Annotated in this window: 18 protein-coding genes and 1 pseudogene; 11 read left to right on the top strand and 8 right to left on the bottom strand. The window is 43.5% G+C overall.

Features of this window, described 5'->3' with window-relative positions; genetic code table 11:
- Positions 1 to 164 precede the first annotated feature (164 nt).
- From WKK05_RS28450 to WKK05_RS28425, 6 genes are all read left to right on the top strand, one after another.
- Complete coding sequence (locus WKK05_RS28450) at positions 165 to 1892, top strand: S8 family peptidase (protein WP_341526377.1); 1728 nt, start codon at positions 165 to 167, stop codon at positions 1890 to 1892.
- A gap of 243 nt (positions 1893 to 2135) precedes the next feature.
- On the top strand, positions 2136 to 2435 hold the full coding sequence (locus tag WKK05_RS28445) for a hypothetical protein (protein WP_341526376.1): 300 nt from the start codon (positions 2136 to 2138) through the stop codon (positions 2433 to 2435).
- 519 nt (positions 2436 to 2954) lie between these two features.
- A complete protein-coding gene (locus tag WKK05_RS28440) occupies positions 2955 to 4244 on the top strand; it encodes a glucose-1-phosphate adenylyltransferase (protein WP_341526375.1) in 1290 nt (429 codons plus the stop codon).
- A gap of 163 nt (positions 4245 to 4407) precedes the next feature.
- Complete coding sequence (locus WKK05_RS28435) at positions 4408 to 4950, top strand: AAA family ATPase (RefSeq protein ID WP_341526374.1); 543 nt, start codon at positions 4408 to 4410, stop codon at positions 4948 to 4950.
- Between the two features lie 121 nt (positions 4951 to 5071).
- Positions 5072 to 6067 carry a DnaJ C-terminal domain-containing protein gene (locus tag WKK05_RS28430; RefSeq protein WP_341526373.1) on the top strand — a complete coding sequence of 332 codons (996 nt, stop codon included), beginning with the start codon at positions 5072 to 5074 and terminating at the stop codon, positions 6065 to 6067.
- Between the two features lie 251 nt (positions 6068 to 6318).
- Entirely contained in the window at positions 6319 to 7965 is a 1647-nt protein-coding gene (locus WKK05_RS28425; protein WP_341526372.1) for a metallophosphoesterase family protein, read from the top strand.
- A gap of 8 nt (positions 7966 to 7973) precedes the next feature.
- Here WKK05_RS28425 and WKK05_RS28420 read toward each other — a convergent pair.
- Positions 7974 to 8365, bottom strand: a pseudogene (locus WKK05_RS28420) (Uma2 family endonuclease); the annotation flags it as partial.
- Between the two features lie 221 nt (positions 8366 to 8586).
- Between WKK05_RS28420 and WKK05_RS28415 the strand changes: the two are divergent.
- Positions 8587 to 8904 (top strand): hypothetical protein, encoded by a 318-nt coding sequence (locus tag WKK05_RS28415; protein WP_341526371.1) that lies wholly within the window; start codon positions 8587 to 8589, stop codon positions 8902 to 8904.
- Between the two features lie 312 nt (positions 8905 to 9216).
- Positions 9217 to 10944 carry a succinate dehydrogenase/fumarate reductase flavoprotein subunit gene (locus WKK05_RS28410; protein WP_341526370.1) on the top strand — a complete coding sequence of 576 codons (1728 nt, stop codon included), beginning with the start codon at positions 9217 to 9219 and terminating at the stop codon, positions 10942 to 10944.
- A gap of 221 nt (positions 10945 to 11165) precedes the next feature.
- Here the strand turns inward: WKK05_RS28410 and WKK05_RS28405 are convergent, their stop codons facing one another.
- Positions 11166 to 11315 (bottom strand): hypothetical protein, encoded by a 150-nt coding sequence (locus WKK05_RS28405; protein ID WP_341526369.1) that lies wholly within the window; start codon positions 11313 to 11315, stop codon positions 11166 to 11168.
- 173 nt (positions 11316 to 11488) lie between these two features.
- On the opposite strand from WKK05_RS28405, the gene WKK05_RS28400 reads away from it, so the two are divergent.
- A complete protein-coding gene (locus WKK05_RS28400) occupies positions 11489 to 11620 on the top strand; it encodes a hypothetical protein (protein ID WP_341526368.1) in 132 nt (43 codons plus the stop codon).
- Positions 11621 to 11702: 82 nt separating this feature from the next.
- On the opposite strand, the gene WKK05_RS28395 is transcribed toward WKK05_RS28400, so the two are convergent.
- A complete protein-coding gene (locus WKK05_RS28395; RefSeq protein ID WP_341526367.1) occupies positions 11703 to 13691 on the bottom strand; it encodes a GAF domain-containing sensor histidine kinase in 1989 nt (662 codons plus the stop codon).
- A 91-nt stretch (positions 13692 to 13782) separates the two neighbouring features.
- On the opposite strand from WKK05_RS28395, the gene cobN reads away from it, so the two are divergent.
- Both cobN and WKK05_RS28385 read left to right on the top strand, forming a co-directional pair.
- Entirely contained in the window at positions 13783 to 17814 is a 4032-nt protein-coding gene (gene cobN, locus WKK05_RS28390) for a cobaltochelatase subunit CobN (protein ID WP_341526366.1), read from the top strand.
- An 18-nt stretch (positions 17815 to 17832) separates the two neighbouring features.
- The gene (locus WKK05_RS28385) at positions 17833 to 18951 is read left to right on the top strand and encodes a peptidoglycan-binding protein (RefSeq protein WP_341526365.1); all 1119 of its coding nucleotides are present in this window, start codon (positions 17833 to 17835) and stop codon (positions 18949 to 18951) included.
- A gap of 111 nt (positions 18952 to 19062) precedes the next feature.
- On the opposite strand, the gene WKK05_RS28380 is transcribed toward WKK05_RS28385, so the two are convergent.
- From WKK05_RS28380 to lipA, 5 genes are all read right to left on the bottom strand, one after another.
- Positions 19063 to 19518, bottom strand: a complete 456-nt coding sequence (locus WKK05_RS28380) for a transcriptional repressor (protein WP_341526364.1) — start codon at positions 19516 to 19518, stop codon at positions 19063 to 19065.
- Positions 19519 to 19835: 317 nt separating this feature from the next.
- Positions 19836 to 20027: a hypothetical protein gene (locus tag WKK05_RS28375; protein WP_341526363.1), complete on the bottom strand. Its 192-nt coding sequence runs from the start codon at positions 20025 to 20027 to the stop codon at positions 19836 to 19838.
- Positions 20028 to 20030: 3 nt separating this feature from the next.
- Positions 20031 to 21281, bottom strand: coding sequence for an RNA polymerase sigma factor SigC (gene sigC, locus WKK05_RS28370; protein WP_341526362.1), 1251 nt, complete (start codon positions 21279 to 21281; stop codon positions 20031 to 20033).
- Positions 21282 to 21938: 657 nt separating this feature from the next.
- Positions 21939 to 22862 (bottom strand): NAD(P)H-dependent glycerol-3-phosphate dehydrogenase, encoded by a 924-nt coding sequence (locus tag WKK05_RS28365; RefSeq protein WP_341531215.1) that lies wholly within the window; start codon positions 22860 to 22862, stop codon positions 21939 to 21941.
- A 15-nt stretch (positions 22863 to 22877) separates the two neighbouring features.
- Positions 22878 to 23813, bottom strand: coding sequence for a lipoyl synthase (lipA, locus tag WKK05_RS28360; RefSeq protein ID WP_341526361.1), 936 nt, complete (start codon positions 23811 to 23813; stop codon positions 22878 to 22880).
- Positions 23814 to 23927 lie beyond the last annotated feature (114 nt).

Below are 23927 nucleotides of genomic sequence, written 5' to 3'. Positions count from 1 at the left end.
GGAACATGAGTTATTAATTAGCAATTCTGTTAAGAGCTATTTGATATTTTCTTAGCTTAGTTGAGTTGTCTATTAAAACAATAGATAACTATAGTTGCATAAAGTAATTAAAGCTAAAAAAATCACTAATTAATTTTCATCAAAGAATAAAAGTTGAGGTAAAAATGAAGCACGAAAAACTTTCGCCGGGATTACTTTTGGCATTTCAGGACTATCAAAGGGAAGGAGAGGCTGCTTTAATTACACATAAGCGATCGCTTGGGATAGTTGCACCCAAAAGCGTTGTTAAACCGACGAAAAGCGTTGTTTTTATCTACTGTGACCCTGATACAGACTTGAGCCACCTATCGCAACAAGGGATTGAAATTAATCAAAATTCCGGGAGTGTGCGGACGGCTTTTTTACCAATAGAAGGTTTAGACGCTATGTCTGAAGAGGCTAGTGTTTTGCGTGTCAAACCATCGCGCAAACTGAAATTGCAGATGGACGTTGCACCCGGAGCAGTCAACGTGCCAGCTTTTAAAAGTAAAACTGGACTGACTGGTAAAGGAGTGATTATCGGCATTATAGATAGTGGCATTGATGCCAAGCACCCCGCCTTTGCCGGAAGAATTTTACGCATTTGGGATCAAATCTTGCCAGGGCCAGGAGTGACAGAGGGCGGCTATGGAGCTGAATTTACAGGAGCGCAACTAATAATTTCTCAAGATACTGACGGGCATGGCACACACGTTGCTGGAATTGCCGCTGGTGCGGATGAAACCTATGGCGGTATTGCACCAGAGGCGGAATTGGTTATCGTCAAGTCAGACTTACAGGATGCTCATGTTGCCGATGGTGTCCGCTACATTTTCCGGGTAGCGAGTGAGCTAGGACGCCCAGCCGTAATCAATCTTAGCCTGGGTGGACACGCCGATGCTCATGACGGTAGCGACTCTCTATCAAAAATCATTAACGCGGAAACTGGTTCTGGCAGGGTTGTTTGCTGTGCTGCGGGCAATGAAGGGAACGCTAATATTCATGGTCAAGCGACTATACCCAGCGGCAGCACCCGTGGTATGCGCTTTAATGTTCCCTTAAATCAAGTAGGCATAGTTTGGTTAAATGCTTGGTATTCGAGTAACAGTGAGTTGGAGATATCGGTGCGGAGTCCCAACGATTTCGTTACACCTTTCCAAAAAGTTATTACCGACGGTAATCCTACGCAAGATTATGACTTACCAGATTCACAAGTACAAATAGCAACACCAAAAGCTGATCCAATCAACGGTGACTATAATTTCTTTGTGCAAATTCGTGGTAAGGGTAAAACGTTAGTACAGGGCGGTATATGGCAATTGCGGGTACGTAATAATTCCTCAACTGAGACTTGTTTGAACGTGTGGACGTTAGATGATGCCACATCGGTGTTTTTTACAGGTAAAAGCATCAAAGACTCTGTAAAAATTGGTTCACCTGCAACTGCCAGCAGTGCGATTACCGTTGCTGCATATACCACCAAACACAAGTACACAGATATAGATGCCCAAGAGCGAGAAATGGGCGTAGAGTTACATGGTATTTCTGAATTTAGTAGTGAAGGGCCTTTGCGGAATGATGCCCAAAAGCCAGATGTAGCAGCACCAGGGGCGATGATTGTTTCTGCCCTATCTGCTGATGCAAAGAGCGATCGCTCAGTTATGATAAATTCTAAGTTTGTGGCGATGGCTGGTACAAGTATGGCGACACCCTTCGTCACTGGGTTGGTGGCGTTGTTGTTACAACGTGACTCCAAACTTGACCCAAATGCTATTAAAGACTTACTACGTAAAAATAGTTCAATTCCCGGAAAACCTCCAGGTACATTTGATCATAAATGGGGTTATGGAGTGATTGATGCCACCAATCTGTAATTAGACTGATAAGGAAGTGTATTAAATCTATACAAGGGTAGGCGATCGCAACTTATAAATTTGATAAGTTATAAGCTAACAAGTTCCTGCCCTTTTGATCAAGAATAAAACCAAACTTTCCTTTGGAATTATTCTTTGTGTAACAGTGCTAAGTCATGGAAAGCTCTCATCATATCAAAGCTTTTTAAATCCGTCTTAATTACGAATTACGAATTACGAATTACGAATTAGTATGAGGTGTTTATGAATTACCAAAAGCTAGATGCTGCCTTGACTGTTGCGTTGAAAGATATTCCAGAGTCAGAGCAACCAAGTTTGGCTGTGTTTATTCACACCGAACCAGTTTCAGACCCAGCGGTAACTACTGTTTTAGAAAATCTAGGTATCAGTGGTGTTAGTCGTGGCAAGGATGCTTTCACAGCAACACTATCACCAAATGCGATTTACCAGTTATCAGATCAACCTTGGGTGAAGTATTTGAAGCTGTCGCAAAAACTGCGTTTGGTCAATAGAAAAACAGGTATAGCTGGTTTGGTAATTTAATATATATTTGGGATTGCGAGCGCACAGTTGGCTGATTTTTCGGTCAACAAATTGCTAATAGTTTTTATTAGGATAGTAGTCTTGTAATCTATATGTTCTAGATATTTCAGTTTACATAGTAGATTTTTCTGTTGATTATGGCGAAGGAATGTAACTAATAATACTATTTTGTTAAAAACTAAAGCTTAAAAAGTTAAGTCGCCGACACTTTTAAAATACGGCTAAAGGTTTTCAACTTCATAGGTGTATAGCTGCAAGCAAATGTCTCAAAATATTAGTTTTGTTAATCTAACCTAAGAGGTAGTAAGTCGCTAATAGTAAGAGCAATGTAGCGATCGCACCCCATTCTTCAATACCAATTAATACAAATGTTCTGGTTGTCTACTTCTAGGCAGCACTATCCACCACTAGTAGTATTTTGTAAAATTCATTCCTGAGAATCTCCGATCCCCCCTTATCAGCTGCCACATACAGTCCTAAACTGAAGATGAGAGTTGAAAGGCAGCTGGGAGAAATTTTGTGAAAAAAGTATTATCTATCATTCTTGGTGGTGGTGCGGGTACTCGGCTTTACCCGCTAACCAAACTCCGTGCGAAACCAGCCGTACCAGTAGCAGGGAAGTACCGCTTAATCGATATCCCTGTGAGTAACTGCATAAATTCTGAAATATTCAAAATCTACGTTCTGACACAATTTAACTCAGCTTCTCTAAATCGCCACATCGCCCGTACCTACAACTTTACTGGCTTCAATGAGGGATTTGTGGAAGTGCTAGCTGCACAACAAACACCAGAAAACCCTAATTGGTTCCAAGGTACTGCGGATGCTGTACGTCAGTACCTGTGGTTATTGGAAGAATGGGATGCAGAAGAGTATCTGATTCTCTCTGGTGATCACCTTTATCGCATGGATTATCGCCAGTTTATCCAGCGCCATAGAGAAACGGGGGCTGATATTACTCTCTCCGTTATCCCCATAGACGAACGCCGCGCCTCAGATTTTGGCTTGATGAAAATTGATGACACCGGTAGGGTAATCGACTTTAGCGAAAAACCCAAAGGTGAAGCCTTAATCCAAATGCGCGTTGATACAAGCGTACTGGGATTAACAAAAGAACAAGCCCAACAACAGCCATACATCGCTTCAATGGGGATTTATGTCTTTAAAAAAGATGTTTTGTTCAAGTTGTTAAAAGAAGCTGTCGAAAGGACGGATTTCGGCAAAGAAATTATTCCTGATGCCGCCAAAGATTACAACGTTCAAGCCTACTTATTTGATGACTACTGGGAAGATATTGGGACAATCGAAGCTTTTTATCATGCAAATTTAGCTTTAACTCAGCAACCCCAACCACCCTTTAGTTTCTACGATGAAGAAGCGCCAATTTATACCCGCGCTCGTTACTTGCCTCCGACAAAACTTTTAGATTGCCAGATCACAGAATCAATTATTGGCGAAGGTTGTATTTTAAAAAATTGCCGGATTCAGCACTCAGTGTTGGGAGTGCGATCGCGCATTGAATCAGGCTGTGTCATTGAAGAGTCGCTACTCATGGGTGCAGACTTTTACCAAGCTTCTGTAGAGCGCCAATGTAGCGTAGAAAAAGGTGTTATTCCTGTAGGTATTGGTACTGACTCGATCATTCGCCGTGCCATCATCGATAAAAACGCCAGCATTGGGCACGATGTCAAAATTATCAATAAAGATAACGTCCAAGAAGCTGACCGTGAAAGTCAAGGTTTCTACATTCGCAGCGGCATCGTTGTAGTGCTAAAAAATGCTGTAATTCCCGATGGAACCATTATTTAGTCATTCGTCATTCGTCATTCGTCATTCGTCATTAGTTAAGAATAACTGAGAAAAAGATAAGTCTGAGTGCCGATTCCTGGCGATTGTCCAAGGGGCAGTGCCAGAGGTAATCAGAACTTCAGAGAGAAATGACAAAGGACAAAGGACAAGGGACAAATGACAAATGACTAAACTGTTATTGCTGATTGGTCTTCCTGGTAGCGGTAAGTCCACTTTGGCAAAACAATTATTGGGAGAATGCCCCCAGATGCAACTAATTTCTACAGATAGCATCCGGGGGCAACTTTTTGGCTCAGAAGCAATTCAAGGGTCGTGGCTGGCAATTTGGCGGGAAGTAGAAAGGCAATTACAGCAGGCGATCGCTTCTCATAGAACGGCAGTTTACGACGCCACCAATGCCCAGCGACGCCATCGTCGTGAACTCATCGCCTTAGCCCGCAACAAAGGTTTTACCCACATAACTGGAATTTGGGTGGATACCCCAGTTTGGCTGTGTTTAGCACGCAATAAAAAGCGTTTTACCGCAGCTTCTCCAAAAGAAGCTCGCTTAGTTCCTGAAGAAATCATCTTGCGGATGCACCGTCAACTCCGAGATGCTCCCCCAAGCCTACAAGAAGGATTAGACTGCTTAATTCACTTCAAACAAGGACAGGAAAGACGGGAGTACGGAAATTGCGCTGACGCGGTGAGCAAGAACCACACTTGATTTTCTGTATTCTTTGTTAATTTAAAATCAGAGTATTATTGCTAGGCATTATACCTAAGCAAAGAATAAATCTCACATCTTAAAAATAAACATAACGCTAATTTATAGAGGAGGCTGGTAGATGGCTGCAACCGACTTCAAAGACTATTACGCAATTTTGGGAGTGAGTAAAGCTGCCAGTCAAGAGGACATTAAACAAGCTTTTCGCAAACTAGCCCGGAAATTTCACCCTGACGTTAACCCAAACAACAAACAAGCAGAGGCACGCTTTAAAGAAGTCAACGAAGCCTACGAAGTTTTATCAGACCCAGACAAACGCAAAAAATACGACCAATTTGGTCAATATTGGAAACAAGCTGGTGAAGGTTTCCCGTCCGGCGGTGCTGGCGTCGATATGGGCGGCTTCGATTTCAGTCAATACGGCAATTTTGATGAATTCATTAACGAGTTGCTAGGACGCTTTGGTGGCGCTACTCCTCGTGGTGGAAGACAAAGCTACTCTTACCGCACATCTACAGGCGCACCAAGTGGTTTTGGCGGCTTTAGTGATTTCGGTTATCAAGATCCAGGTGCAGGTAGTATCCAGGATAGCGAAGCTGCGATCGCTTTAACTTTTTCAGAAGCGTTTCATGGTGTGCAAAAACGCTTTAGTTTAGGTAATGAAACCCTTGATGTTCGGATTCCCGCTGGGGCAAAACCCGGTACTCGTCTGCGCGTGCGAGGCAAAGGACAAGTCAATCCCATGACTCAACAACGAGGAGATTTGTATTTAAAAGTCGAACTTCAACCGCACTCATTTTTCCAAATTGAAGGCGACAATTTGGTGTGCGAAGTCGCAATCACCCCAGATGAAGCTACTCTCGGTGCATCGATTGATGTGCCTACACCAGATGGTTTGGTGAATGTAAAACTGCCTGCGGGAGTGCGTTCTGGGCAATCTCTGCGGTTGCGTGGCAAAGGCTGGCCTCTAGCCAAAGGTGGACGTGGCGATCAGTTGGTGAAGGTGGCGATCGCACCACCAAAAGAACTCAGCCAACAAGAGCGGGAGTATTATGAAAAAATTAGGGCTATACGTACTTACAATCCCCGCAGTCACTTGCAGCAAGTTAGGCTGTAAAAAGGTAACTCTATGATGAAGCTCTACCAAATCTATGGCACGAGATGATATTGGGGTTGAGGCGATCGCTTAACCTCAATATCATCCTGTCTTAAATTTAGTTGTTGTACAATTATTCAGCCTAGTTATTGTTTTGTATAAGTCTTGTCATGCTCAGGGCTAAAATGGTGAGAACCCAACTGCTACAGTCTGTGGTTCTGCTTATTATTGGCCTTACCTTAGTCAGCGTGCATTCGTTTGGGCAAACAATTATGACATCAGCACCTCAGTTGCTGACCGATCCATTTTTGCAACTGCCGACTGAAACCTCAGTGAGAGTAGTTTGGTTCACCGAATTTGCTGGTGCTAAACATATAGTTACCTATGGTGAAAATCTGAAGCAAGCTGCCAAGGCAAGTACTACTAAACTCAGTCGCACTCGCGAAGACCAGCAATCAAGAGTAGCAAATCAAACTCAAAACGGACAAGTTTATCAACAACCTGTTGGCCGCAATATTTGGCGACATGAAGCTGAGGTAGCTGGATTAACTCCTAATGTGCGGGTGAACTATCGCGTCACAAGTGTGCGAGAAGATGGTGAGAATGTTAGCAGCAATATTTTTACCCTCGCACCCACCCCAAAAGCAAACACATCACTAAAAATTCTACTTACCTCCGACCATCAGCTTAAACCAATGACAGCTGCAAATCTGCAAAAAGTGGTAGAGACAGTAGGACAAGTGGATGGCGTATGGTTTGCTGGTGATTTAGTCAATACGCCCGATCGCGCTTCAGAGTGGTTTGATGATAATCAAGGTGGCGCGTTGTTTCCCGGTTTACAAGGTCGTGCCAAATATGAGATGCAACACAACGGTGTTAAAACAACCTACAGCGGCGGAGAAATTATTCAACACGCGCCGATATTTACTTGTATTGGCAATCATGAGGTCATGGGACGGTTTGCTAGAACAAGAAGTTTAAATGGTGAATTCGATGATACGATTCCCCGTGCTGTTGCCCAAAGATTTTATAGCGGAAAATCTTTAATAGATAATTCTTTTAACACCAATACTTACGAAGAAATTTTCACCCTACCAACAAGTAAAGAGGGTGGAAAAAGGTATTATGCAGTTAGCTTTGGTGATGTGCGTTTGGTCGTACTGTACATTACTAATATGTGGCGCACTCCCAAATTAGATGCCAAGCATAAGGGCAAATATCAAGAAGCAGAAAATAACTTAGATAACCCGGAAAATTGGGGTTATGGACAGCATATTTTTGAGCCAATAGCTAAAGGCAGCAAGCAGTACAATTGGCTAGAAGAAGAACTCCAAAGCCCTGAGTTTAAACAAGCAAAATACAAAGTTGTGATGTTTCATCATCCACCCCATACTTTGGGTGATAATATCGTTCCTGCCTATACAGATCCAATACAGATAATTGAACGAGATGGCACTGAGTCCACCATTAAAGCAGTGCGTTATGAGTATCATAAAAATGTAGATTATATCATCCGTGATGTTGTGCCGTTAATAGAAGCGGCTGATGTGCAATTCGTATTCTATGGACATTCGCATTTATGGAACCGCTTTGTTAGTCCGAGTGGAATGCACTTTTTGGAAACATCTAACGTTGGTAACTCTTACGGTGCTGCTTGGGGTGATAGAAAGCGAGAAGTACCAATTGGATATCAAGAGGATTATGTTAAATTAGGCGACCCCAACGGGTTAGAACCTGTAATGCCATCAATTGCGCCTTTATTAGGTGAAGATGGTCAGCCGCTGCCATATATTGCTAGTAATGACATCACAGTTTTTAGTATCTTCGATACGGCAATCGGTACAGTTAGCAGCTATCGTTTTGATACCCGCAAGCCAGATTCAAAAGTTGTGAAATTTGATGAATTTAAGTTGAAATAATAGCTCATTTAGTCTAAGTCAACACCAAGAGAACGTAATCTTTTTGCCAATTGTTCAGCACGTTGACGTTCCTGTGCTAACTCTAATTGTGCCTGTAATGCTGCTTCTTCTGGTGTTGGTATTAAACTACCTTCAGCAGTAAAGTAGCGCAGTTTTCCCGAATCGATACCAAGATATAAATCTAACTCCTGACTCCAACGCCAACCGCTGACATTAGATGTAATCTCTTGATATTCACTTCCTACTAAGCGAAAACCAGCAAATTCTAGAGTGTCTGGAGAGAAATAGAAATACTCTGGTGTATGGAAACCGTCTTGATACAGGTTTTTTTCAGATTTCGGTCTGTATTGACGGTGCTGTTCGATAGCAGTTCGATAATCAAATTAGGGTATTTGCCATCTAGTTAACAATTCAAGTTACTTTGACTTTAGAGAGCATCTGTAAATTCTGGATTTAAGAGTTCTAGGAAACACTAAATCTTAGAATTCACTTGTTATTGTTAACAAAAAAAACTTGATTGTAAAGCAATATTACAAACCTTGCAAAAATATTTAGAAATTGTCTAGAAGTAAAACATGGTTCTAAGGTAGAACCTATAAGGAGAGACTTGAGGCAAATGTGATGAGCAGAAATAATATTCAAAACTATCGGTTTGTCTGTACCCTGACCTTTGGTGATATTTACGGTCAAATAATTGTTTGGTTAATCACGATAACCCTTAGTTTGGCATCAGCCTTAGCGCTGATGGGTGCCAGAAAACCAGTGTATGCTTTAGCAACGGTGGGTCTCGTCGTTCTGCTATCACTGCCTTTCTTGCTGTTTGCATTTGTCACTACGTTATTAAATCATATTGAAGTAACTCCTGTAGATGCACAAACCAAGACTGAACCTATACCTGGCAATGTTTCTGAGCAAAGACCTGTACAAGCAACTAGTTAAAATAGAGACGCGATTATACTCTTACGAGAAGCCGCTCTTCGAGCGTCTACGCGTCTGTACAGAAGTTAGGAGCTATGAGTGAAGAGTTATGATTTACTCTATCTGCCCCTAACTCTTGATTTTTAACTTTTCATTTCTAGAAGGTGTCTATCTAAAGATAGATACCTTATTACTACAAAATTTGTAATAACATCCCTGTCTATAGGCAGGGAATTTTTTTTGTAGAGATGCAACGGCAGTTACCACAACTGCTTGATTAATTGCGTCTCTACAATAGAACAGCAAGCAGCTTTTTGCAGTCGGGGGTTGATTATGCTGGAACATGATGTGATTATTGTTGGTGGTGGATTGGCGGGATGCCGCGCTGCTGTGGAAATTGCCCGAACTGACCCCAGTTTAAATATTGCGGTGGTTGCCAAAACTCACCCCATTCGTTCCCACTCAGTTGCTGCTCAAGGTGGGATGGCGGCATCGCTGAAAAATGTTGATACTGAGGATAGTTGGCAAGCACACGCTTTTGATACTGTCAAGGGTTCTGATTATTTGGCAGACCAAGATGCGGTAGCAATTTTAGCCCAAGAAGCGCCGGATGTGGTGATTGACTTGGAACACATGGGCGTTTTATTCTCGCGCTTGCCGGATGGTCGCATAGCTCAAAGAGCTTTTGGTGGACATTCTCATAATCGCACTTGTTACGCCGCTGATAAGACTGGTCATGCAATTTTGCACGAATTAGTAAATAACTTGCGACGTTATGGTGTGCAAGTGTATCAAGAGTGGTACGTAATGCGCTTGATTTTGGAAGAGGATCAAGCCAAAGGTTTGGTGATGTTTAGCCTCTTGGATGGGCATATAGAGGTATTGCGGGCTAAAGCAATTATGTTTGCTACTGGGGGCTATGGTCGTGTTTATAATACCACCTCTAATGATTATGCTTCCACTGGTGATGGTCTAGCAATGACTGCGATCGCAGGTTTGCCCCTCGAAGATATGGAATTTGTCCAATTTCATCCCACTGGTTTATATCCAGTAGGAGTGCTGATTTCAGAAGCTGTACGCGGAGAAGGAGCATATCTAATTAATAGCGAAGGCGATCGCTTTATGAAAAACTACGCACCCAGCCGCATGGAACTAGCTCCTCGTGATATTACCTCACGGGCGATCACTTACGAAATTCGCGGCGGTCGTGGTATTCATCAAGATGGCAGTGCAGGCGGGTCTTTTGTCTATCTTGACTTGCGGCACATGGGCAAAGAAAAAATTATGAGCCGCGTTCCCTTCTGCTGGGAAGAGGCACATCGGTTGGTAGGTATTGATGCAGTGACTCAGCCGATGCCAGTCCGCCCGACAATTCACTATTGTATGGGTGGTATCCCAGTTAACACTGATGGTCGAGTTCGCAGTAGTGGCGATGGTTTAGTTGATGGCTTTTTTGCCGCTGGGGAAACTTCTTGCGTTTCTGTACATGGGGCAAATCGCCTCGGTAGTAATTCCCTACTCGAATGTGTTGTTTATGGCAAGCGAACTGGGGCAGCGATCGCTCAATATGTACAAAAACGTAAGTTGCCTTCTGTAGATGAGCAACGTTATCAAAGGGAAGCCCAGCAACAAATCCAAGCTTTGCTAGAACAGCCAGGACAGTATCGTATTAACCAAGTCCGTCAAGCCTTCCAAGATTGTATGACTGATTATTGTGGCGTTTTCCGTACCGAGGAATTAATGCGTGAAGGGTTGCACAAACTTGAACAACTGCAACAGCAATATCCACAAATTTATTTAGATGATAAAGGCAGTTGTTGGAACACAGAGATTGTAGAAGCTTTAGAATTGCGGAGTTTGATGGTAGTCGGGCAAACCATTCTGGCATCAGCCCTAAATCGCCAGGAAAGTCGCGGCGCACACTTCCGCGAAGATTATCCTCAAAGAGATGATACTAATTTCCTCAAACACACAATGGCTTATTATTCACCAGCAGGAATTGACATTCAGTATCGCCCAGTAGCAATTACCATGTTTGAGCCACAGGAGAGGAAGTATTAGCAAGAGTTCAACAGTTGACAATTACCTTTCCCTTACAGTGAGAGGATTGGTTAAAGGTTCAACAATTGACAGTTGATAGTAGACAAGAATTGGAATTTTTCAACTGTTAACTCTCAACTGCCAACTTTCAATTGATAAATGTGGGAGGCTTGAAACCTTAAATTAATTAATTGTCAATTATCAATTGGTAAAAACCTTAAGTCTAAAAACATGGATGCAAATCAAGGCGATGTATTGGCATAACGAGCCGATGCATTGGCATAACGAGCCGATGCATTGACATAACGAGGTGATGCATTGACATAACGAGGTGATGCATTGGCATAACAAGCTGATGTATTGGCATAACGAGCGATGCATTGGCATAACAAGAACTTTGTAAGGTGTGTTAGGAAGCCGTAACACACAATTCGCGGTTTTCGATGCGTTACGCTAACGCGGTAACACACCCTAACCCTTGTATCTAAGAAGAAGTAGTAGAGACCATCACACCGTAGCCTTGCAAAGGAGAGTGATGCCAATACGGTTAGGATAAGGTTTTTTAATGAAAGTTATAGATCACAAAGACGCGATAAATCGCCGTCTTTACAATAATCAGTCCTTTGTAGAGACGGCGATTTATCGCGTCTCTTCTCTTAACCAAACCGCGTCTCTTCCCTTAACCGAACCGTATTGAGAGTGATGTCTGATTGGACAGGGTGAGGTAGGTTGTTCAAGATTTTTGGGTAATTCCATGACTGTCTGTACACCGTAGCCCCTCAAAAGTCAGCACTCAGGACTTTCACAGCCTGAGACGGTATCCAAACAGTAAAAATTGAGCCAATGCCGACTGTGGATTCTACTTCAATTCGTCCACGATGCAGTTCTACAAGTTGTTTAGTTAAAGCTAAACCAAGCCCTGTGCCTTCGTAGCGGCGGCGATAGGGCGTATCGAGTTGCTGAAATTTTTCAAACAGTAGGGGTAATTGTTCTTCAGGAATGCCAATCCCAGTGTCTTCAACTTGAAAAACAGCAGTATCATCTTCTACCCAAAGACGCAAAATCACATTGCCACCTTCAGGAGTAAATTTAACGGCATTAGTTAACAAATTCAAGATAATTTGTTCTACGCGCTCTGCATCAGCGGTGAAGCGATCGCGTTGTGGATTGATTTGCAAATCAAGTCTCAGCTTGACTTGTTCGCTTGTGGCTTTCTCTAACAGAGATGCCAAAGTCTTTTCGGCAATACTCATCAAAGAAAATTCTGTAATATTTAAAACTGTCTTACCAGCCTCGATTTGCGACAAATCAAGGATGTCATTAATCATTTCTAATAAATGTTCTCCACTGTCGTGGATTGTTTGCAGATAATCTCTCTGTCGTTGGCTCAACTCACCCAAAGGCCAACGTAACAACGTAGATGACATCCCAATGACGTAAGTTAAAGGCGTGAGTAATTCATGGCTAATAGTAGCAAGGAACTCACTTCTCAAGCGACTAGCAGCTTCAGCGGCGAGTAAGGCATCACGCAATGCCATTGTCCGCTCAATCACTCTTTGTTCGAGAGTTTGTTTTTCTTGAGTCAGCGTTCGCGCAGCGTCTCGCAGAGATCGCATTAACTCAGACTGGTAAATGGCTACTGCTAATTGTTCGGCTATTGAAGTTAGCAAGCTTTTCTCACTCTCAGTCCACTCTCGTGACTCACTGCACTGATGAGCAATCAGCAGTCCCCAGAGTTTGTCTTCAAAAATAATCGGTGCTGCTAACTTTGCCCTGACTTGGCTTTCCCTTAAAAAATTCAACAAACACTCTTCTAAGGCATAAGTTTTTTCGACATCATTCACAGCTAAGGTAAAGCCTTGGCGATACTTTTCCCAACATCGAGAGCTTTGTGTAAAGCAATTTTGTTCCTGATAATTCAATACTGAGGGAATAGCATCTGTAGCACGGGCTTCATAAACAATACAACCTCCACAATAGGGGTAGGGTGCAGAGGGGCAGGGTGCAGACTGCTGTTCTGTTAAGCAACCTGCGATTCCATTCAGGAGAGTGATATCAGACTGACATTGTTGAGACTTGACTTTTGAACCCTCAAATTTATAAATTACTAATCTGTCTAATTCCAAAAACTCACGCACTTGTGTAATTGCCGTTGCCATAATCACTGGCAAGTCTAGGCTTTTGCGGATTTGCGTTGTCACCTGATTCAACAGCCGTTCTTGGGAAATCTGTTTTTTCAGGGCGTCTTCTACTGGCTGGCAAACATAAACTTCAGGGTGAGTTACGCTTGGAAGTTCTCTTTGTTCCTGGTTTTGTAGCGGCAGGAGATGTTCTAATAACAACAGTGTAAATTTACTTTGGAGAGTGGCATCATTAGAACCGACAATTTGACAATAGCGTTGGAGATTTTGGTGAGTGTAGGAATCATGCCCAAACAAATCTCGCAACTTGGAGAGAAAAAAAGCGATCGCTTCTGAATTAAAAGTAAACCTAGCACTGAGTCTTGAGTAAATTTCTTGCTCCCCTGCTCCCCTGCCCCCCTGCTCCCCCTCTCCCACCAACAGCGCACTAAACTGCTCAGAGACAACCAGTGTAAACCTTTGCCATTGCCACTCTACTGGTATGCGAATCCTTGCCAGCACAGCTTCTGTAAGTAGCAAAGCAGAATTTCCTACTGCTTGAGCCATCTGCTGTAACAATTCCCCAAGCTGATTAAATACAACTAAAGGCAAGTTTTGAGAAAAGCTCAAATCAGGAGAACTAAGCATTTTCAATGATGAGGTGAGAGGGATTAGTTGCTAGGTTGAAATATTTCGTGATTAGGTTCTAAACAACAGTTTAAAGCGGTAATACAGGATTATGCATCGTATAAGTGCCACATCAGGCGGATGGAATCAATCAGAAGGTGTATTTTTTCTGGAACAAACTCCAGCCCCTTTTGTGTTTATTACGGCTGCTGATACCGACATTCAAACCTTGGCAGCAACACTCCCAAAATTACCCGCAACATTTCCTGAATTAAGAGTCGCTAACTTGTTGCAATTACAGCAACAAATAAGTATAGATTCTTACGCAGAACAAGTCTTAGAACTTGCCCAAGTAATTGTACTGCGCCTTTTAGGAGGACGTTCTTATTGGGCTTACGGCTTAGAAGTATTGCAGGAAATTGTAGAACGTAATGGTACAACCCTAATTGTAATGCCAGGAGACGATGCTCTTGATCCCGATTTAATTTCCCAGTCTACTGTGCCATTAAATATTGTTAATCAAGTATGGGAATATTTTAGCGAAGGTGGCGTTGAAAATATTGTTAACGCACTCAAATTTATTGCTGATACTTGCTTATTGACATCATTTAATCCTCTACCACCGCGATTGGTTCCTCGTGTTGGATTGTATAAAGGGGAGTGGGGAATAGGGAGTGGGGAGTGGGGAATAGGGGACAAGGGGGACAAGGGAGACAAGAGTGATTGTGAATTCATCTTCCCCAATCCCCATTACCCCTTATCCCCAGAGGGGGCCCCACCTTCCCCAATCCCCAAAGTTGGCATCCTCTTCTACCGCGCCCATTATCTTGCGGCAAACACTAAGGTAATTGATGCTCTGTGTACAGCTTTAGCCGAGAGAAATTTACAAGCTGTGCCAGTGTTTGTTTCTTCATTGCGTGACCCTAGTGTTCAAGAAGAGTTGAGCGAGTTTTTTCAACCCAAAGACGCCGAGCCGATTGCGGTGCTGCTTAATACCACAAGTTTTTCACTGGCGAGTTTAGAAACAGAAACACCCCAGATTGACTTGTGGGAAAAATTAGATGTGCCAGTGTTACAAGTTATTCTCAGCGGCGGATTTGTTGAACAGTGGGAGTCGCAGATGCAAGGGCTATCTCCCCGGGATATTGCGATGAATGTGGCGCTACCAGAAGTAGATGGGCGAATTATTACTCGTGTTGTCTCTTTTAAAGCAGTGCAAACGCGAAATCCTCGCTTAGAAACAGATGTAGTAGTTTATGAACCAGTCAGCGATCGCATCGATTTCGTCGCACAATTAGCTGCTAATTGGGTGCGTCTGCGCTCCAAGCCACCCCAAGAACGGAAAATTGCTCTAATTTTGGCAAATTATCCTAACCGTAATGGCCGCCTAGCCAATGGTGTTGGACTAGACACACCAGCTAGTTGTGTAGAAATCCTTCAAGCTTTGCAGTTAGCGGGATATCAGGTAGAAAATCCTCCAATTCAAGGAGATGAATTGATTCAACGTCTGACTGCTGGTGTGACAAATGACCCTGAAGGTAGAGAATGGCGATCGGTTGAGCAAAGTCTTCCTTGGGCAGAATATGAAGAATATTTTGCGTCTTTACCCTCAGCAGTGCAGCAGGGTATTAGTGAACGGTGGGAACTGGGGACTAGGGATTGGGGACTGGAGACTGGGCAAGAATTTTCCCAATCCTCAATCCCAGTTCCCGGAATTCAACTTGCGAATATCTTCGTGGGAATTCAACCAGCAAGGGGCTATGATATTGACCCCAGTTTGAATTATCATGCGCCAGATTTGCCCCCTACCCATGCCTATTTAGCTTTTTATTATTGGGTAAGAGAATGTTTCGGTGCTGATGCTGTTGTTCATGTAGGGAAACACGGAAATTTAGAATGGCTACCCGGTAAAAGTGTGGCTTTATCGAGTAATTGTTATCCAGAAGTAGCTCTCGGCGCACTTCCTCACCTGTACCCGTTTATTGTCAATGATCCTGGCGAAGGTTCCCAAGCAAAACGTCGCGCTCAGGCTGTGATTATAGACCACTTAACGCCGCCGATGACTCGTGCAGAACTCTACGGTTCTTTGCAACAGTTAGAAAATTTAATTGATGAATATTATGAAGCTGAAAGCTTAGATCCTTCACGATTACCAGCTATTAGCGATCGCATCCGCGAATTAGTCGTCAAAGAAAATCTTTACCGAGATTTAGGAATCCAAAACGAAACAGAAATTAAGAATTTGGAATCTTTAATCTTGAATTCCATCGATGGCTATCTTTGCGAATTAAAAGAAGCACAAATCCGCGATGGATTACACATCTTTGGGCAATGTCCTCAAGGACGACAACTGCGAGATTTAATAGTTGCGATCGCTCGTACACCCAACCGCTATTCTATCGGTCTCACACGTGCCATAGCAGAATCTTGGGGTCTAGATTTCGATCCACTCACAACAGATTTGTCCACGTCTAGCGGCCAGTGGTCAGTAGTTAATGGCAAAAACTGTCGCACCATCGGCGATATTGTTGAAGTCCTAGAAGAACACGCCGCCCTCTTAGTAGAACAACTCATAGCTCAAAACTCTTGTACAGACGCGATTCATCGCGTCTCTCCCCCCAGCACAGACGCGATGAATCGTGTCTCTACCTGGATACGCGATCGCCTACTTCCTGCTGTACAACAAACCGACCAAGAAACCACCCAATTATTACGTGGACTCGATGGCAGATATATCCAGAGCGCTCCAGCTGGCGCACCCACCCGCGGACGCCCGGAAGTCCTACCAACGGGGAGAAACTTTTATTCTGTTGATATTCGCGCCATTCCCACAGAAACTGCTTGGGATGTAGGTAGAAAAGCAGCTGAAACCCTAATAGAATGCTACACTCAAGAACATGGTGAGTATCCAAAAACACTCGGATTATCATTATGGGGAACTGCCACGATGAGGACTGGCGGTGATGACATTGCTGAAGCTTTAGCTCTACTAGGTGTGCGACCTGTATGGGATGGTGCAGGGCGGCGGGTAGTTGATTTTGAGATTTTGCCCCTTGCGATTGTCGGGCGTCCCCGTGTAGATGTCACCTTGCGGATTTCTGGGTTTTTCCGAGATGCTTTTCCCAACTTGATTGATTTATTCGACTCGGCTGTGCAAGCCGTGGCAGCCTTAGATGAACCTTCAGAACAAAACCCTCTAGCGTTTGCAGTTCGCCAAGAAACTGAGTTGTGGACTAAACAAGGTTTAAATTTTGAAGAGGCGCTAATGCGATCGCGCTATCGCATCTTTGGTTCTAAACCAGGTGCTTACGGAGCCGGACTCCAAGGTTTAATTGAATCCCAAAACTGGACAGATGACCAAGATTTAGCCCGTGCCTATATCAACTGGAGTTGTTACGCTTACACCTCATCAAGAGGAGGGGGAGATAGGGAGAGGGGGAGAGAGGGAGATAAGAAAATAACAGTCACATCTCCTCCATCCACCTTATTTCCCCCACTCTCCCAGTCCCCCACTCCCCCACTCTCCCAATCCCCCACTCCCCCACTCTCCCAATCCCCCACTCCCCCAGCCCCCGCCCCCGAAGCCTTTAAGCAACGCTTAGGGCAGATGCAAATTGTGCTACAAAATCAAGACAACCGCGAACACGACTTGCTCGACTCCGATGACTATTACCAATTTCAAGGTGGATTAACAGCAGCGGTACGTTCTCTACAGGGAAAGAATCCCGAAACTTATTTTGGTGATAATTCTGTTCCCGCGCTACCACGCGTCCGCCAACTTCGAGAGGAAATCGGAAGAGTGTATCGTTCTCGTGTAGTTAATCCCAAGTGGATTGCAGGAGTGATGCGCCACGGTTACAAAGGTGCATTTGAAATGGCAGCAACGGTGGATTATCTTTTCGCCTACGATGCCACAGCTAAATGTGTGGAAAATTACATATACCAGGGAGTTGTAGATGCATATTTGCTTGATCCGGTTGTCTCAGAATTCATTCAGGAAAAGAACCCGTGGGCATTGCGTGACATGGCTGAAAGATTATTAGAAGCATATCAGCGCGGTTTATGGCAGGATGTAAATATACTGACATTAGAAACTTTGCGAAACCTAGTACATCAAGCTGAAGCAACTATCGAAGAAAAATAAGCGGTGTAGGAAAAATATATGGAAAACCTTGCGTATCTGCATCTAGCTTTCGCCTACGAAGACACGAAACCCAGCGAATTAATTTCCCTGAGTTCTTTATTAAACAAAACAGCCGCACCAGACTGGAGAAGGCTTTCTAGTAGAGCTTGGAAGTATATGTTACCCTTAGCTCTTTCCTTGTCTGTTCTCAGCGCTGTCAGCAGTGTCATGGCATTGGAAAGAGGCGATCAAGGCCCTTCTGTCAGGAATCTACAACAACAGTTAAAAAGAGCAGGCTTTTATTCAGCTCCTGTCAGCCAAATATATGACATATCCACAGAAGAGGCTGTGCGGCGTTTTCAAAAAACCGCAGGCTTACCAGTGGATGGTATTGTCGGAGCCAACACCTTGGATAAATTGTCAAACTGGCGGACAGCAACAGCAAGCACACAAGCCAACAAACCTGCTGCAAGTAAACAAGCTAAAAAAACCACTGTAGTGAGTTCAACTAGCAGCCAGCCCCGCAATTCCAATCTCCTTGTTAAAGGGGATGAAGGTGAAAATGTCAGGGTTTTACAAGAAAGATTGCGAATCGCAGGCTTTTACTACGGGAATGCTACAGGAATATTTGGCCCAATTACCGAAGAAGCTGTAAAACGTTTCCAAGCATCATACAAATTAGCTGTTGACGGTGTTGTCGGCCCAGCTACACTACGCAAATTACCACCAATCGGAGTTGGTGAGGGAGAAGAGGCTCCCGAAAAGGTAGCTAATCGCAGTAAACTTCGCATAGGCGATCGCGGTGAGCCAGTTAGAGTTCTTCAAGAACAGTTAATTAGGGCAGGATATTTAGAGGGAGAGCCAAATGGCTACTATGGCCCTTATACTGCCGATGCTGTACGTCGCTTTCAATCGTCCAATTTCCTAGCAGCAAGTGGGGTTGCTGGCCCAACTACCAGAGCTAAGTTATATAGCTTAGTTAGTACTGCTCCTAAAAGTGAGTTTAATGTTCTAGAAATCCAAACACGGCTGAGAGAGAGAGGCTTTTATAAAGGTGAGCTGAACGGTCTAATGGCAGATGACACCAAAAAAGCAATTAAACAAGCTCAAGAATTTTACGGTATCAGTCTCAATGACCTAAAGAGCGGACGCTTTTAGCATCCGCTTACGTGTCGTCAACATGAGTTCCCAATTGCTTACCTCCAAACAATAGCGAATTACAAATTATTGCTAAATTGAGTAATTTCGCTTTGTTATGCTACCCAGGTGCTAGAGGGGCATCAATGCCCGTTGGCACTTGGGGCAAACTGCATGAATTGTCATTTGACAGTCAAGCAGGTGAAAACCTTCTTTTTGAGCAGTTTTCGCCCCAATTTTTAAAATTGAGTCGTTTTTAAACTCAATGGTTGAGTTGCACCTAACACAGATCAAGTGGTGGTGGTGATGGGGGTACGGCTGGTTGAGTTCATAATGCTTATGTCCTTCTCCCAGTTCTAATTCCCGCAAAATTCCCATTCTTGCCATCAACTTTAAAGTCCGATAGATAGTTGATAGACTAATTCCTTCACCGTCAGTTTCCAACCGGTGATAAAGATCCTCCGCACTGAGATGTTCACCTTGCGGAAGTTCTTGAAAAATGTGTAAAATTGTTTCGCGCTGGGGAGTTAAACGCCAGCCTCGCTCGTTTAGTTCTGCCTTAAGTGAAGTAGATGAGTAGACAGTCATACTAAATTTTCTCAACAAAGCTTGTTAATTGCGAATATAGCAAATGTTCAGAGCAATTTGCAACAGTCATTACTTATTGATAAGCTTTACTAAATACTCAAAAATAATTCATTAAAGCTTAATAAAAAACAAGGTAATAAATGATTACTACCTTCCATATATAGTAAGGATAAAGCTGGTAAAACTCTAGTTCACCTAAATGCAAATAATTTGCTATAAGGTCTCAATAAATCCAGGGTGTGAAGGCGTGAGGGTGTAAGGGAAAGAAGGTATTTGTTTCATTTATGGCGGGTGGTGTACCACCAATTAGGCTGCTATTAAGAAACATTAAAACTAAAGAGCAAACCAGTTTGTAGAGTTAAAAGTCCAAAGTCCAAAGTAATTAATTCAGAATTTGGACTTTGGACTATTGACCATTGAATGCCAGTTGCTTCTCCTGTCGGAGACCAAGGCGCAGCTTGCTTCCCCGTAGGGGTACAAGTCTCACCGCACTGGCTCGTCTTTACCATCAACTAAGTAAGAGACTCTAAATAGTCGCGGATGAGGTTACGACGCTTGGGTTGGCGCAGCTTTTGCAAGGCTTTAGATTCAATCTGCCTGACTCGTTCCCGCGATAAGTCGAGAGCGCGTCCAATTTCTGCTAACGAGTAAGGATGACCATCTGCCAAACCAAACCGCATTAGAATTACATCACGCTCCCGGCTAGTTAAATCTGACAAAAGATGATGCAAATCTCTTTGTAAAGATTCTCGCATTAACATCTCTTCTGGGGTGACACTATCGGTTTCGAGTAATTCACCTAATTCAGTATCTTTATCTTTTCCTACCTTGGTTTCTAGAGAAACGGAGCGTGGCACGCGTAATAAAACTTCACGTACTTGCGTCGGTGTCATTTCTAGCTCAATTGCCAAGTCTTCTAAGGTTGGGGTACGACCTTTTTCTTGAGCAATTTTACGTTGAGCTTTTTTGATTTTGTTCAGCTTTTCTGTAATATGAACAGGCAGGCGGATCGTGCGGCTAGAAGTTGCGATCGCTCTTGTAATACCTTGACGAATCCACCAGTAGGCATAGGTACTAAAGCGATAACCCTTGGTGGGGTCAAATTTTTCTACAGCTCGCTCCAAGCCTAATGTGCCTTCTTGAACTAAATCCAACAACTCCAAACCACGATTTTGATACTTCTTAGCAACAGACACAACTAGGCGGAGATTAGCCTTAATCATGTGTTCTTTTGCTTGGAGTCCTTGGGACTGAATTTGCTCTAGCTCTTCTACTGTTATTTTGGCGATTTCCGCCCAGCGACGTTTGCCATCTGCCAAAGTCGGTCTGAGAGCCGATACCATAATGCCAGCAGTAGCGGCCCACCTTTCCAAAGACGGGCGATGTCCGAGTTCGGAAGCTAGGCGCTCCTGAACTTCAATTAACTTGAGATAAGCTGTAAGCACTTCATCTTCTTGCTTTGCGGCATTAGCAAGTACTATCCGCATCCGCAAATAGCGTTGGACTTTTTGAGCTTCGGAAACTTCTTCATCTCGTCCTAACAACCGAACTCGACCAATTTCCTGAAGATATAGACGTACCAAGTCTGTACTGCGACGGTTAGTGTTAGCAGCAAAGTGAACAGGGTCAACAGAAGCCATCTCCATCTCGTGCAGATCATCTACTGGTAACTCACCTTCATCAACGGTGAGATCCGGGTCTAATATCTGGCGGGACTTTTGGGTATTGTAGGCGGCATCTGCGTAAAAAGATGTTGCTGGCATAAGGGTCGTCTCAATGGCTCCAGGTAACAATAGATTACGGTCAGCTAAGATTATGGTCAGCTATTCAACTGTTGCTATTGTTCCCGTGATTCAAGATGATCTAACACGGTTAATGATTCCATCACAATATTTTTGTGAAAAACCTTGTGATGGTTTTATTGAATACAGTATTACTGAACTTAATCGGCTGCTAAGCTTCTGATTGAATCAATAGCTATTCAATTCCACAGCTAGGCTGTCAATTCCGAACTACTTAGTTAAAATTTCAACCTAGACAGTTTCTTAATGTTACTTTTGTAACAAAGTATAAACATATTTCAGTAAAAATCATGTCTATAATCGGCATAGTCATATTTACATGGCTATAGAAGTGGTTTCCTGACGATTTACTAATTTTTCCCTAGAGATTATTCGGTAATAAGAATAGCTAATAGGTTATGGAGAAGATATATAGTAAGCGCAAAGCATTTTAAGTTGCATACTGACTGATGTCGGTAGCCAGAATGCTAGTTAATCTTAGGTTTTGTTTGAACAGAGCCTGAGAAGCTCAGCCTCCAAAGAAGTCGGACGCTACTTCAGAGAAGCTAAGCGCTAAAGCGCACACTACCGCGGTAAGCGCAGCCATGCCCGCAGTACTTTATGGTCATTTTGAATTGTTTAGTTGTATTCTGGCTTGATGTCTCGCAGCATAAGTTCATCTAGCGCTTGTTGGGGTGTAACTTCACCCTGAAGTAACCAATAGACTTGCTCAGTAATTGGGACAGCAATATTTTCTTCCTTGGCTCGTTGCAGCAAAACCTGACAAGTATTCACTCCCTCAGCAGTTCCTTGTAAATTTGCGAGAATTTCTGTAAGTGTCTTACCACCTGCTAGCTGGTAGCCAACTTGGTAATTGCGACTTAAGGGACTATTACAGGTTGCTAGCAAATCCCCTAAACCAGACAAACCGTAAAATGTTTCCGTTTTCGCACCCCAGACGTTACCGATGCGAACCATTTCTGTGAGTCCACGGGTGACTAAAGCTGCTTTAGCATTTGTTCCTAATTGCAAACCATCGCATACACCAGCAGCGATCGCAATTACATTTTTCAGTGTTCCTCCTAATTCCACTCCCAAAGGATCGGAGTTGGTATATACCCGGAAACGATTAGAAGAAAATACCAGCTGCACGACTTCCGCCGCTGTAGGGACGTTACTGGCTACTACTGAAGCAGCTGGCAATTCTAGTTGTATTTCTTTAGATAAATTCGGCCCAGAGAGAACAACTACTGCATGGTTCGGAAATACTGTTTGCCAAATTTGCGAGGGAGTGCATTTCGTTTGCGGGTCTAAGCCTTTCGTCGCCGTGACAAAAATCGTTTCTGGAGAAAGGGGGACAGACTGTACTTGAGAGGCAACATCTGTCACACCTTTCATGGAGATAGCAGATACGACTATTTGGGCATCTTTAATCACTGCTTCCAGCGTTTGGGAACTCCGACGCGACCACACGCGCACCTGATGACCGTTTGCCTCTGCTATATTTGCCAAAGCCATGCCCCAAGCACCCGCACCCAGAATTGCTATGGTAGTTTCTTGCACCACTGCTAAGACCACTTAAAACTCAGGAAGAAGTTGGAAGGGCGGCTCCTGTCGATCTGAACTTTGGTCACTCAGGATTGATTTGCGGGGGTAATGTTCCATTAATTCCCTGACTTGTTCAGCATGATATGAGCTTCTGGTCAAAGGTGAGGAAACAACTTGTAAAAATCCTAGTTCTTGGCCAAATACCTTCCAAGCGTTAAATTGTTCCGGGCGAACAAATTCATCTACTTTTAAGTGTTTTTGGCTAGGTTGGAGGTATTGCCCAATTGTTAAAATATCGCAATCAACTGCACGTAAGTCTTGCATGACTTGGCGGATTTCTGCATCAGTTTCACCGAGTCCAACCATGATACCGGATTTAGTGTATGTACTGGGAGCAATTTCACGAGCGCGTTTTAATAATTCTAGTGTGCGATCGTAGTTCCCTTGGGGACGCACCCGGCGATATAGGCGTGAAACAGTTTCCGTGTTGTGGTTTAGTACCTCTGGTGCAGCTTGTAAAATTATCTCTAAAGCATTCCAATTGCCACACAAGTCAGGAATTAGCACCTCAATTGTAGTTTGAGGTGAGATGGTACGAACTGCTTGAATACACTCTACAAACTGGGATGCGCCACCATCTGGTAAGTCATCTCGGTTTACAGAAGTGATCACTACATGATTAAGTTTCATGCGGCGAACAGCTTCTGCTAGTCGTGTCGGTTCTGTAGAATCTAGCGGTTTAGGTTTTTTCTCAAAATCAATATCACAATATGGGCAAGCACGCGTACAAGCTGGCCCCATAATCAAAAAAGTGGCAGTACCAGCGTTAAAGCACTCACCAATATTAGGACATGACGCTTCCTCGCAAACCGTATTCAGGGCTAAATCCCGCAAAATTTCTTTAACGTTATCAACGCGCTCCCTCTGAGGCGCTTTTACCCGCAACCAGTCTGGTTTTACTGTCACAATCCGCTTGTACCACTAAAGTTATACAAATCTAATCGTAGCAAGCAAAGCCCTTACTGACGGCATATATAGATGTAGTTTTGAAATGCAGTTTTGTGATTTAGCACTGGTTGT

The organism is Nostoc sp. UHCC 0302 (assembly GCF_038096175.1).
GTDB lineage: Bacteria > Cyanobacteriota > Cyanobacteriia > Cyanobacteriales > Nostocaceae > UHCC-0302.
Note: the sequence above shows the minus strand (reverse complement) of the source record. Positions and strands in the feature narration are given on the sequence as shown.